This is a genomic window from Pseudomonas sp. XS1P51 (genome assembly GCF_054897845.1).
In genome coordinates, this window is record NZ_CM142707.1 from 473438 (window position 1) to 486553 (window position 13116).

At 55.2% G+C, this 13116-nt stretch carries 11 protein-coding genes; 3 read left to right on the forward strand and 8 right to left on the reverse strand.

Annotated elements, in window-relative coordinates:
• The first annotated feature begins 35 nt into the window (after positions 1-35).
• The gene (locus ACYZUD_RS02305) at positions 36-959 is read left to right on the forward strand and encodes a SphA family protein (protein WP_462022408.1); all 924 of its coding nucleotides are present in this window, start codon (positions 36-38) and stop codon (positions 957-959) included.
• Between the two features lie 252 nt (positions 960-1211).
• On the forward strand, positions 1212-1679 hold the full coding sequence (locus ACYZUD_RS02310; protein ID WP_462022409.1) for a cytochrome b: 468 nt from the start codon (positions 1212-1214) through the stop codon (positions 1677-1679).
• A 66-nt stretch (positions 1680-1745) separates the two neighbouring features.
• On the opposite strand, the gene ACYZUD_RS02315 is transcribed toward ACYZUD_RS02310, so the two are convergent.
• The 3 genes from ACYZUD_RS02315 to ACYZUD_RS02325 all read right to left on the reverse strand — a co-directional run bounded on the left by ACYZUD_RS02315 (position 1746) and on the right by ACYZUD_RS02325 (position 4734).
• Entirely contained in the window at positions 1746-3059 is a 1314-nt protein-coding gene (locus ACYZUD_RS02315; RefSeq protein WP_462022410.1) for a sensor histidine kinase, read from the reverse strand.
• A gap of 77 nt (positions 3060-3136) precedes the next feature.
• A complete protein-coding gene (locus ACYZUD_RS02320; RefSeq protein ID WP_462022411.1) occupies positions 3137-3802 on the reverse strand; it encodes a response regulator transcription factor in 666 nt (221 codons plus the stop codon).
• Positions 3803-4122: 320 nt separating this feature from the next.
• The gene (locus ACYZUD_RS02325) at positions 4123-4734 is read right to left on the reverse strand and encodes a TetR/AcrR family transcriptional regulator (protein WP_462022412.1); all 612 of its coding nucleotides are present in this window, start codon (positions 4732-4734) and stop codon (positions 4123-4125) included.
• 400 nt (positions 4735-5134) lie between these two features.
• Here ACYZUD_RS02325 and ACYZUD_RS02330 point away from each other — a divergent pair, with 400 nt between their 5' ends.
• A complete protein-coding gene (locus ACYZUD_RS02330; RefSeq protein ID WP_462022413.1) occupies positions 5135-6571 on the forward strand; it encodes an MDR family MFS transporter in 1437 nt (478 codons plus the stop codon).
• On the opposite strand, the gene ACYZUD_RS02335 is transcribed toward ACYZUD_RS02330, so the two are convergent.
• From ACYZUD_RS02335 to ACYZUD_RS02355, 5 genes are all read right to left on the reverse strand, one after another.
• Positions 6478-7437, reverse strand: a complete 960-nt coding sequence (locus ACYZUD_RS02335) for a class I adenylate-forming enzyme family protein (RefSeq protein ID WP_462022414.1) — start codon at positions 7435-7437, stop codon at positions 6478-6480. The genes ACYZUD_RS02330 and ACYZUD_RS02335 overlap by 94 nt on opposite strands.
• Before the next feature lie 232 nt (positions 7438-7669).
• A complete protein-coding gene (locus ACYZUD_RS02340; protein WP_462022415.1) occupies positions 7670-8485 on the reverse strand; it encodes a MipA/OmpV family protein in 816 nt (271 codons plus the stop codon).
• Positions 8486-8838: 353 nt separating this feature from the next.
• Positions 8839-10359, reverse strand: a complete 1521-nt coding sequence (locus tag ACYZUD_RS02345) for an MFS transporter (protein WP_462022416.1) — start codon at positions 10357-10359, stop codon at positions 8839-8841.
• A gap of 11 nt (positions 10360-10370) precedes the next feature.
• Positions 10371-11561, reverse strand: a complete 1191-nt coding sequence (locus tag ACYZUD_RS02350; RefSeq protein ID WP_462022417.1) for an HlyD family secretion protein — start codon at positions 11559-11561, stop codon at positions 10371-10373.
• The gene (locus tag ACYZUD_RS02355) at positions 11558-13066 is read right to left on the reverse strand and encodes an efflux transporter outer membrane subunit (protein ID WP_462022418.1); all 1509 of its coding nucleotides are present in this window, start codon (positions 13064-13066) and stop codon (positions 11558-11560) included. Before ACYZUD_RS02355 ends, ACYZUD_RS02350 begins: the two co-directional genes overlap by 4 nt.
• Between the last annotated feature and the right edge of the window lie 50 nt (positions 13067-13116).

The window sequence follows — 13116 nt, forward strand, 5'->3', positions numbered from 1 at the left end:
GCCTGTGTATTTTCAACAAATCCATGGTTGCGACAATGAATAATAAAAATACCTATGCAGCTGTAAGCCTCCTTAGAAATGTTCCTTGTGCGATGGCTGGATCCGCGTTGGCAATTTTTTTGCCCGCAGTGCAAGCCACCGAAGGAGGAGGGTCGTCGTACCCTATGGGGGCGGAAAACTACATGACCGGCGCCATGCCTCCGCCTGGTTTTTATGGGCAGATTTTTGCTGAAAGTTATCGCGCTGATCGTCTTCTCGATAATCGAGGGCAGCGGGCGGTTGACGACTTTCATTTGAGTGCAGATGTGATTGCGCCAAGGCTGATTTGGGTCACGAAGCAAAAAATTCTCGACGGGGTGCTGGCATTTCACGTCAACGTTCCATTGGTTGATCTAAGGGTGGAGGTCAACGGCCAGCATCAAAACAAAACGGGGCTTGGGGACATCATCTTTGGTCCGGCCCTGGGGTATCACTACAGCGAAAAATTTCACGCGATTTATGCAGTTGACGTCTTCGCCCCAACCGGGCGTTACGATCGCGGTGACCTGGCCAATATTGGCCGCAACTACTGGGCGTTTGAACCCATCGCGGCGTTTTCGTATGTCGATCCTGCGGGGGTGAACGCCGACATCAAGATGATGTATGACTTCAATCTGCGCAATGCCGCTACTGACTATCGCTCTGGCCAGGAGTTGCACGCCGACTATTCCCTGGGTTGGGGCTTCGGCAATGGCTGGGTGGTCGGGGTAGGTGGTTATGTCTATCGTCAAACCACCGACGATCGTCAAGACGGTGAGCGTATCGAGGACAACAAGGGGCGCGCGTTTGCCATTGGGCCGTCGATCAAATACGCCAGTAATTCCGGCTGGTTCGTGACTGCGAAATGGCAGAAGGAAAGCGAGGTGCGTAATCGCCCGGAAGGGGAGGCTTATTGGGTAAAACTGACCGTTCCCCTTTAGTGATGGTTCGCGCATCGGCCCCAATGCCATTGGCTAAACAGTAGAGGTTTTCTCTACACAGCGGTGATTTTCGCGGCGTTTATCCCTGCTGGAAAGCCCTATAGGATCGCGTTACGCGTGCCTCTGGCGAAACGCATCAGGTACTTTGAAAGCAGGGATAAATCGATGACGGTATCAAAAATCGACGGCTACACCGGCACTGCCAAGTGCTTGCACTGGGGCATGGTCCTGATATAGCTCGGCAGTTGGGGTGTGGGCATTCTGGCCACCCATTGGCGTGACGAACTCAATCCACATCATGAGCTGACCTATCTGCACAAGGCTGCGGCCAGTACCTTGCTTTTTCTGTTTGTGGTACGGGTCTTCTGGCGTTTGGTTAAGCGCCCGCCAGCCTTGCCGGTCAGTATGAGCCCGCTGATGAAGCGCGGGGCAGTGCTTGGGCACGTACTTCTGTATGCAGTTGCACTAATGGCTTTACCCCTTTCGGGCTGGTACTGGAGTTCGGTGGCAGACAAACCCATTATCGTCGCCGGCCTGTTCATTCTGCTGCCATTGGTTGCGCCCAATCCCGACCTTTACGACTTGGCCAAGTCCGTCCATGCATGGACGGCGTGGTGCAGCGGCGCGCTTGTAGGTGGGCATTTGCTGGTTGCGCTTAAGCACCATTTTCTTGATAAGGATGACATCCTCGCCCGCATGCTGCCCAGGACCAAGCCCTGAGTGGAGAGGGTAGCTTCATTAGGTCAGGGCCACTGGCGCAACGTCGCTCAGTTCAGGACCGCGTCCCTAATTTACGGAACCATCGACGGAGGTGGCTCCTGGGAACACCACGCGCACTGCAAGCCCCCGACCACCGAGTCCAGCGTGAGTTTCTATGGTCGCGCAGTGGAGTTGAGCTATACCTGCTACCAGTGACAAACCGATGCCACTACCCCGTGTGAGTGTTCCAGCTACTCGGTGAAATCGCTCGAAGATGGCCTTATGCTCTGACTCCGGAACGCCCGGCCCGTCGTCGGCCACTTCAAGGTAGACGTTGTTGTTTTGTTCTAGTGTTGCTGTTCCTTGGTATCCGCAACTCACGCATACACGCCCGCCCTTGGCGGTATAGCGTAATGCATTGTCGACCAGATTGCGGAGCAGTATTCCGATTTCATCTATGTCGCAACGAATCATACAAGGTTGGATGTCGAGAAATATCGAGCGCTGTTGTTGACAGGCGTAGATCTCGAATTCGTGCACAACATGCAGCACGAGACTACTCAAGTCAGCAGGTGAATGCAGCGGCGCATTGGCACCCGAGTTGAGGCGAGCCAGGTCGAGCAGTTGTTCGGACAGGCGAGTGCTGCGCTGAGCAACCGTGAGTAGCTTCGTAAGTGCCACATCTTTCTCTTCGACACTAGGAGCACGTAACGCAATCTGAGCCTGTGCCTGTAGTGCTGATAGGGGCGTACGCAATTCGTGGGCTGCATTGCCGATGAATCGGCGCTCACCCTCGACAGCTTCGTCGAGTTGCTTGAGCGCGTGATTGAAGGATTCAACCAGCGGGTGGAGTTCTCGTGGCAACGGTACCGAAGGCAGGGGTGTGAGATCAAAGCTGCGCCGATTGCGCATCGCAGTACCAAGGGCCACCACCGGTTTTAGGGTGTTGCGAACTACGAACCACATCACTCCCCCCACCAGTAAAAGCAGTAGCGTCGCAAGCACCAAGCCGATCAGCGCGTCGTGTTGCATCTCCGCATCTACCACGCTATGCAGATTGCCGACCTGTACATCAACATGGCCGGTGCTGTCTGACACGGAATAAACCCGCCATCTTTGCCCTTCAATAACGGTCGAAGCAACGCCCTCAATGAAGTCTGGCCGCAGCGCAACTTCAGGTGCACCGGGAGTGCGTGCTACCAGTTTGGTGCGATCAAACCATACTTGGAATACGAGTTTATCGTGTTCCGCGAGTGCGGGATTACGCAGTTTAAGACCCGGCCCCAGGATTGTTTGGAGTTTGTTATTGGCCGGAATAGTCATCAGGATTCTGATTGCAATTGTCTGGAGTTTTTCGTCCCATGTGCTGGTCTTGTTGTGGGTGAAGTATGCGAATAGCATGGCCAGCGCTCCTGCCCAACATAGAGCGATAGTTGCAACAAGCACCAAAATCATCCGTCCATGTAGCGACTTCGACTTCATGGGCGTAGCTGCCCGACTACATAGCCGTGACCGTGCACAGTGCGAATCAAGTCATCACCTAATTTGCGGCGTAATTGATGGATAAAGACTGCGATGGTGTTGCTTTCCACGGCGCTGTTGACGCCATATACCACGTCTTGCAAATGGTCGCGCGTGACTACATGTCCAGGACGATCGAGTAGCGCAAGCAGTGTCCGGTATTCGTGTGAACTTAGCGTCACATCCATGCCGGCCTTGCTGACAACTCTACGACTTCGGTCGACTTGAATATCGCCATGAGTAAAAACGGGAGTGACTCGCCCCTGACTGCGTCGGAGTACCGAGCGGACGCGAGCCCATAGCTCATCGAACTGAAAAGGTTTGACCAGGTAGTCATCAGCACCTGCATCCAGGCCGAGAATACGCTCGCTGAGCTGTCCCCGGGCAGTCAACATCAGCACAGGCGTAGGGTCGCAGCGGCTGCGCATTGAGCGCAGCACCGTAAGCCCCGAGTCGCCTGGTAAGCCGATATCAAGGAGTACAGCGACATAAGCATGATCGACCAGAGCTATTCGAGCCGAAGGTGCGTCACATACGTGGTCGATACTCCAGCCGCTTTGACGCGCCCCGTCGCAAATCGCCTCGCCGAGCATGGAGTCATCTTCTACTAGGAGCAGGTGCATGCAGAGTCACTCCGAGATCGCAGAGGGTAGGCTGTCTTTGGAATATGAGGCTTGGCGATTAGTTTTTTATTAAGAGTCCATACGGTAGTTCAGCTTTTGACCATTGAGCGCAACCGTCAACGCATTTAACGCATCGTGCTGGCTGCGTTCCGGTTGAGTCCTAATACGACCTTGTCCTTCAGGGAGGTCATGCCCGACAGGTGCTGCATGCGGGCAACTTTGGGGATAGAGCCCCGTCGTGACGGAGTTGACCGTATGAGCATAAAAACGGTTGAAGGGCGGTGTTTGCTAGCAGCATGAACTTACGTTGAGCCGTCTCATCAGGGACGGGATACGCAAGACTGGATTGCAGCAATAACCAACGTCACTGATTCGTCCTTTAAGATTTTGTCGAGATCCGGTGATTTAAGCAAATGTCGCATGGTGGCAAGTCCTATGACATAGGAGCCTATTAACGCTGCTCGCACGTTGGCATTTCTACCGCCTAACTTGAGCGCCAGTGGTTGCACAAACTCGGCATGAAATCGACTAGACGCGAGAGTAGATGTCGCAGGGCTTGCGGAGGCCAGCAGTAGCAAACTCAATGGGTTGAAGCCGTCATCATTGGGGGCAGGGTTGTTGCTCAGGACGCGTTCAACCAGAAATTTACCGACATCCTCCAAATCATCAGGTAAATGCTCCTCCACGTTGAATGCCCCCTGAATGATTTCGGCGAACAATTGTTCTTTGCTGCCAAAGTAACGGCTTACCAGTGCCGCATCCACACCGGCAACGCTGGCAATCTCGCGCATACCGACGCTCTCATAGATCTTGTATGAGAAGCACTGCCGCGCGGCCCAGAAAATGCGCTGCCGCGTTTCCGCAGAATTTCGTCCCTGAGCAGTGCGCTGCGCACCCAGAGTAGAGGCTTTTGACTGCTTTTGTATGTTCATGAGTCGATTTTGTCATCAGTTGTTGACATTGGCAAACGCCGTGTGGAGTAATGATGTCATCAGCTGATGACAAGTCGCTCTGGAGGCGCGTTCGATGACTGAATCTGTATCCAAACTCTCTTGCAAGGTCGCGCAAGTGACCGGAGATTCCAACGACATAGATTTGTCGGTAGCGCAGTTGATGCGGCCGTATGGGCATTGGTGGTTGGGAGTAACCCAAAAATGCTCAACGAGGCCCTGTTCAACATATGCAGCAGTATCGATAAAGCGCTGGGGAGAGGCACAGGAGATGGCCAGTACTGCGCCATTTCTCACCAGTGCTAACTCGTCCTAACAGGCAGTACCCTCGCTATGGACGGCGGTATGGCTCAAGTCTGAAACCTCTAGTTGAGAAACCGATATGCCAAGTGCCGACTACCGATCTCCGGATGCGAAACAGCCCTTAACAGGTACCTCTGTTTCAGCCGTGTTATTGCCTTTGATGTTGGTGTTATTCATATCCACCTTGGATCAAACCATTGTCGCCACTGCACTTGCCCAGATTGGTGAGGAGCTCGGCGATACTGCAAACGCCCCTTGGATTGCTACTGCCTACTTGCTTACCAGCGCCATTAGCACGTTAATTTTCGGCAAGCTTGGCGATATGCATGGACGGAAAAAGGTGTTTCAAGCCTCGGTAGCTATCTTCGTCCTTGGTTCCGCTCTCTGTTCGTTTGCTCCAACGATGCTGTGGCTGATCGGATTTCGTGCATTGCAAGGCATAGGCGGCGGAGGGCTCAATTCGTTGGTTATGGCAATTGTGGGGGATATGGTTTCACCCCGTGAGCGAGCACGGTACCAGGCCACGCTTGGAATCGTCCCTGCTATAGCAATCATTCTCGGGCCGGTGTTGGGTGGATTGATCGTGGATCATTGGAGCTGGCCCTGGATATTTCTGATCAACGTGCCAATCGGTGTGCTGGCCTTTGTAATAATTGCGACTCGCCTGCATCTACCCACTCATAAAAGCGCACACCGATTGGATATTGCCGGTTCGCTTCTTTCAATTCTTTTTACCACATCGTTTTTGCTCGTTATGGTTCAGGGTGGTAGTACTTTTGCTTGGTGGTCATGGCAGATACTCGGTTTGGCGGGTGTCAGTCTGTTGTCGCTCATTGCGTACTTACAGGTCGAGCGATATGCATCTGAGCCGATTACGCCGCTGATACTATTTGCCAACAGCATTTTTTCGATTTCATCGGCATTGTTTTTCCTGTCTACAGCAACGCTGTTTGTTGCCATGTTTTTCGTACCACTAATGCTGCAGAAAGTGTTCGGGCTGTCAGCCTTTCTCTCTGGTAGCTGCATTGTCCCATTGTTGCTCGCACTGATCGTTGCAACAGCGTTGACAGGGGCAGTCATTTCTCGCACAGGTCGGTACCGCATTTTTCCTATCCTGGGGGCGCTACTTGCGGGTGGCGGGCTATTTATGTTGAGTCTGGTGCAAGTCACAACTCCGCTTTGGCTCGTCATGCTCATGTTGGTCATACTTGGCGTTGGCCTGGGTTTTTTCATCCAGGTCGTTCTACTGGCCGGGCAGAACGCCGTAGCGCACCGCCACCTTGGGGTTGCAACAGGGGCTCTTAATTTTTTCAAAACCCTGGGTGGCGCCACGGGCGCAGCAGCATTTGGTGCAATTCTGACGAATGGGATGTCCGTTGCCACGAATACCGAGTTGATGCTCGTCGCTTTTCGCTCGGTGTTTCATGGCGCGTTGATAATGATGGGGTTCGCCTTGATATTGGCCCTGCTGCTTGAGGAAAAACCGCTATCGACCGTCTTGAGGAACTCGCCGTAGCTGTTCTTGAACAGTACGTTGCGTAGGTCTGTCGGGTAGATGGGGGTGTCCCCATGGATGATGGTCTTGATGCCCTTACCGTCGTAGCCTTGGCGGCGCGCCTGCTCGATCATGTCCTTGAACATGGCGGGTGCCACGAACAACGTGATATTGCCGAACCCGCTGGCCAGCTCGAACAGTTCGTCGGCCTTGAAGTCGCGGGACTCCGGGACGACATGGCGAGCGGCCCTGTGCACATGGATCAGGCTGTAGAGACCGGCGCAGTGAGACATCGGCGCGGCATACACCACGGTCTCATCGACGTCGAGCGGATCGGCGTCGGGCGAACAGTCCCGTGACATGGCCGTCAGGTAGCCATGGCTCAGCATCACCCCCTTGATGTCGCCAGTGGTGCTGGAGGTGTAGAGCAACCAGGCCAGGTCATCGGCATGACGCGGATGAGGCGTGTCCGGCGGCGAAGCGGCCGAGGCCAGTGCTCCCATGTCCTCTCGATCCAGCTCTCGACACGCCTGGGACAGGGTCTCGGGTGCGAATACCTGGCCTCCATCGGTGAAAATCAGCCGGGCCTGGGCGTTGCGCACTATCCAGCCGGCCTCGACCGGGTGCAGCTTGCAGTTGATCGGCACCGCCACGGCGCCGGCCCACCAGATGGCGTAGAGCAGTTCAAGGTATTCGCAACAGTTCTTCATGAACAGTGCGACCCGGTCGCCGGGGGCAATGGCATGCTCGTCGATCAGATACGCGGCGCGGTGCCGGACCAGGGCGACAAAGGCGCCGTAGTTGGCGACTTGCTGCTGCCCCTCGAACAAGGCTGGGCGCTTCGGGAAGCGAAGGCCGGCTTCGTCCAGCCAGTTGGCAATATTCATGCTTGGCTCCTGCGTGGCGGAAGGACATGCGCACACTGATCAGCCTGAAGGGAGACAAGTCCAGGTACGGTTGGATATGAGTGCGAAGCTGTATCCAACCAACGGACGAAAAGTGCACGTGGAGCTGACCGATTGAGCCCTCCACTCCTGATTTTATTTCTGGGAAATGATGCGCCTTGACCTGTATTTTCCGTGGTGGGGCGCATGTTAAACGCGGAAGGGCATGTCTCACTCAGAACCGGTAAACGTAACCTGCACGAAGTCCTGTCTGGTTAGAATGGTCAACCAGCGGGCTGTCCTTGATACCGTTGCCGAAGCTGGTAGCGCCGACATCGACGAAAAGCAACTGCTTCGGCGTAACGGCATAGTCCACGCGTAGGCCCACTTCGATGTTGGTAGTGGACTTGCCGTCGTAAAGGGGGCGGTCGATGCGGGCTTCTGATGCACGTACACCGTAGTAGTAATCGACGTATTTGCTATCGACCATGTGCACCGCCATCCGTGGAGTGAACCCCCAAGCACCTGATGACAAACGGCGGTCTACCTGAAGCTTGAACTTTGTTCCTTTGCTGTTGCTCGAACCGTCAGTCAGCACCTCTGTTGTCAGGTTCGCAAAGTCGTTGTGCCAAATGGCTGCGCCGCCCACCCAAACACTGTTCTTGCGCTTGTCCATGCCGCTTAGGTAAGAGGAATCACCGGAATCGTAACCATCGTTGGCATATCGTGCGCGCAGCCGGAATTCGACAGGCCCGGCTGACGGTAGCTTCAGATCGAGGGTAGGGACAGAGAGGCTGACCCATTTGTTTTCGTACGTGATCATCGGAAGGACCCGCGTCTTATCGTCAAAATCGCGATAGGGCCTCCGTTCCATCGCCACGCCGATACCGAGTCCCCATTGTGAGCCACCGTCGCGGAACTTTTCCTCGTTCGTCTGTGCCCATGCGGACGGTAGGAAGCTCGCCGATAGTATGCTTGTGGCAATGGCTACAAGTGTTGGACGAGGCAACCGGTATTTGTCACGCGCGAAGAGGCGGTTTGACTTCGTCATAAAATAACCCTCATGGCGAAATAGGGCCAAGAGGCTTGATCGGTTGGGCGAAGAGTATATAAGTGCTGTGCGAATCAATATGGCATCCCCGGTTCTATTGCAAACCTCAGAAAATTTCTGGCTTGCTGCAGTGGACGATGCCTAAAAGGCTTTAAGATATTTTTAGTATTGTTAATAATTTGTTAATGAAGAGGTTTTTGTTTTCTCACTGACTATTTGAGGTGACTTTTTTTCTGGATTTTTGAATGCTAGGAAGTGATCGCTCTGTTCTGCCTTCGTATACACATGAAACAGCGAATTCTTGATGGTCGAGTTTTATCATGATCTTTGATTGCCAAAGGTTACCGCGGTCGTCACTTGAAGGTCTTCTGCATCATGGAAATGACCAGTGCAACACTGGCGACTACGATGACAGCCCAGAAATACTCCATGCTTGCGACCAGGGTTGATTGTTGGTGCAGGGATTGGGCAAGCGTCGATACCGAAATCTGACTGGCTGGGCCCGCACCTGCGGCAGGTGTGAGTGCCTGAGCCAGCAGTTGAGTCTGTTCCAGATAGAGCGGATCACCTGAACTGAAATGCTCGTTGAGATTGTTGTATTGCAGAGTGGTGCGCCATTGCAGGAACAAGGTGGCAACGGTTGTGCCAAGTGCCATGGCGATCTGCGCCAGCATACTTTTGATCTGATAGGCGTGGGCGAACAGCGTGTCATGGTGTGTCACATCGCGAAAGGTCTGCATGGCCGCCGTGGCGAGTACAAGCATCACGAAACAGCCGTTAAGCACCAGTGCAGGCAGGATGTTTGACCACATATTGGCGTCGGGAGTCAGGGATGACAACAACACGCCAAAGCAGATCAGGGCACTGAAGCCCGCTACGAAGAACTTCTTCGGAGCTGGATACTTTGGAATGACGATAGCCATGACGAACCATGTCAACAGCGCACCGGTCAGGCCAAAGGCCTGGAACGTACCGATGGTGTCCCAGGAGTAACCCAGCGCGGTTTGCAGGAAATACGGCAAGATGTAGTTGTTACTGCCCAGCACAATGTAGGTAAAGCAGAACAACGCAACTCCGAGGATGTAACGAGACTGCATCAAGTCCTTGACCTTAAGGAAGGGCGCCTCTTTACCGTGTTCGGCGTGGAAGAAAATGTACACGCCCAAGGCGGCGAGCAGCGCGAAGGTGAGGAGGATGAACATCTCGTTGTAAAAATCGTAGTAGGAACGCTGAAGCACATACAGCAGGAAGAAAGTGCTGACGGATAACAACAGGATGTTAGCCGGGCTGGAGGGCGTCCGGTCATCCTCGTGAATAGGTATGTTGGGTAAAAAACGTGTGCAGAGAACGGCCGCTACCGACGCACCGACAATCAGTAGCCAGAAGATCGCGTGCCATGTGTCCTCGACGACTACCAGTGATGAAAGAAAGGGCGCCGCTGCCGTGCCAAAGGCCAGCCCAGTGGCGAATACTTTTACCCCGACGAATCGCCCGGGCCCCGGCGGGAGCAGGTTGACCATCAGGCGTGCTGAGGTCATGAACGATGCGCCGCCCAGCGCCATGACCACGCGGCCGGCGGTGAAGGTGGTGAGGTTACTGCTGACGCCGCACACGAAGGCCCCCAACACGTAAATGCTGATGGAGCCCAGCATGAAGTTGCGCCAGCCGAGCCGTTCCACCAACCAGCGTTGTTTTGAGATAACCACCACGGCGATACACGCGTAGAGCGCCGCAATCAGCGTGAACTCTTCAGGGCTGGCGTCGATCTCGCCGCGTATGGGGGCCGAGGCAAAGGCGATCATGCCGGCTTGCAGATACTCCAATGCACACAGCAGTCCTACGGTGATCAACAAGGCGGCGTTTTTCCGGTACATGAAAGACCCCGTCAAGGTTTCAGATGCTTGGCATATTGGCCACGGTCATCGTTGGCGCTGATCACTTGCTCCACGACGTCATTGGCGTCTTTAAGCTCGTTTTCAAAAATATTGGTGCTGTAGGCCGGTTGCGCGGGTGTCTTCTTGTTAAGCACCTGCCCACTGGTGTCGGTGGTGTCAACGGACACACGCATGGATAGGCCAAGGCGCAGCGGGTTGTCGGCGACCTCCTGCGGTTGCAGGGCGATTCGCACAGGCACGCGCTGGGTCACCTTGATCCAGTTACCTGTCGCGTTCTGGGCCGGCATCAACGAAAACGCGCTTCCGGTGCCAGCATCCAGACCTACGATGGAACCGTGAAATATCACCTTGCGGCTGTAGGCATCGGCACGCAGAACCACTGGTTGGCCTATGCGCAAATCCTGGATCTGCGATTCCTTGAAGTTGGCGTTCACCCACACCTGGTCGATTGGCACCACCGACATCAGGGCCACGCCTGGATTGATTCGCTGACCAACCTGCACACTGCGTTTGGTGATTACACCGGTAACCGGCGAGTAGATTTGGCTGCGATGCAGAGCAATACAGGCATCGCGCAAATTGGCGGCAGCCACCAGCACATCGGGGTGGGTACGCAGAGTCGTGTTATCGACCATGGCCAGGCGAACCGCCAGTGCATGCCGACTACCGTCCAGGCCCGCCAAGGCGTTTTTAAGCACCTCTTCGGCATGGCTGATCTCTTCGCGCGAAACAGCGCCGCTGGCGGCAAGCTGGCTGCGTCGGCGTACATCATCCTGGGCCTTATTTACGTCGTTTAGTCGTTGGCTGACTTCAGCCTCCAGTTGTTGCACCTGGTAATACTGGGTGCGGGCCTGGCGCACGGCGCGGGCAAGGTTAGATTTAGCGCGCTCGAATTGGATCTCGGCGTCCACAGCATTGAGCGTGACCAGCGGCGAATGGGCATCGACATGGTCGGTGTTGTCACCACTGATCACCGTCACGGTGCCGCTGACCTGAGAGGTCACCTGAACGATGTTGCCGTCCACATAGGCATCGTCGGTAGATTCGGTACCCAGTCCCAACAGGTACCAGATGCCCAAGGTCGCCATTAACAGCGCAATGCCCAGGATCAGCAGCAACTGAGGGCGATAGGAGGCTTTGGGTTGAGCGGGATCGACGGGGGAGGACGTTTGGGTGGTCATGATTTATCAGCTACGGTTGGGAGTGCAGAGGGATTGCTGGAGAACTCGGGGCGATAGCCACCGCCCAGCGCCCGGCTCAAGTTGGCTTGCAGAGAAAGCGCACGGGACTGCAACGCGACCAATTGACTTTTTTGGGTCAGTGTCGCGTTCTCGGTTGCCAGCACTTGCAGGTACGTGGCCAGCCCCGCGCCATAGCGCAGGTTGACCAGATCGGACGCGGCCTGGGCTGTGTTGACCGCCTCGAGTTGTTGGGCCAGTCGCTCTTTTAACCAACGCAGCGAAGACAGTTGATCGGCGATGTCACGTAGCGCGTCGATGACGGTCTGGTTGTAGTTTTCAACGGCGAGGTCGTAAGCCGCATCCTGAGCATCCAAATTGCCGCGCAAGCGTCCACCCTCGAAGATGGGCAGGCTGATCGCCGGCGAAAAGCCCAAAATTCGACTGCTGTGGTCGTTGAAGGTGTCGAACGCTAGGCTTTGCAGGCCAATAAAGGACGTGAGGTTCACGTTTGGGTAAAACCGGGCTTTGGCTACATCAATCTCATGCCCCGATGCCTCTACGCGCCAGCGTTGAGCGACCACATCGGGACGGTGCCCGACCAGCTCGGCAGGAATATGGCTGGGAAGCGCGACGGTGTTGCTTGCCTGCATGTGCGGGCGTGCGATCGAGCGTCCACGGTCAGGTCCCTTGCCCAGTAAAGAGGCGAGCTTGTTCTGGTTCAGCTCAATCACTTCTTTGAGGCCAGCAATGTTGGCCCGGCTGGCGGGTAGCGAGGCTTGGGATTGCTTGATATCAATTTGCGTGCCCAATTCGGCGGTAAAGCGTTGCTGCGTCAGCTTTTCAATGTGGACTTGCTGGTCCAGTAACGCTTGAGCAACATCAAGTTGCTCATAAGTGTCCTGCAAGGCGATATAGGTTTGCACGATGGACGTCGACAGCATCAGCGCAGCCGCGTGGCTGTCGACCTCAAGCGCATGTCGACGTCCCACGGCGGCTTCAACGGCAGAGCGATTTTTACCCCAGAAATCCAGTTCGTACCCAACATTCAGCGTCGCTTGGTCGACATTTTGCCAGGTGCCTTTGACAGGTGCAGGCGTGGTGCCGTTAGCACTGAAGCGTTCACGGGTGGTGCTCGCCGCTACGTCAACACGTGGCAGCAGTGAGGCACTTTCGATAGCCTCCAGGGCGCCGGCCTGGCGCACGCGAGCGGCGGCGGAGCGCAGTGTCGGACTATCCGCGAGCGCCTCTTCAACCAAAGTGTTGAGCTGCGGATCGTTGAAACTGGTCCACCAGGTTTCGGTTGGCCAAGCGGCAGGTGATAACGTGATGCCGCTATCGGCCAAGGTTTCACCGGCATCCTCGGGTGAGAGCATTCTGGACTGCGGCTTCAAGTCGCTGAAAGAGCAACCGGCGAGCAGGATCAGCAAGATAGCGGCTGACGCTTGGGCGGCAAAGGGGCGTCTGGATCGCACGTCCGTAAACTCCTCATTTTTTCGACTGTTCATGAACGGTGTTCTCTGGCGTAAGGATTGGCGGGCAGAAATGAAAGGGTGAC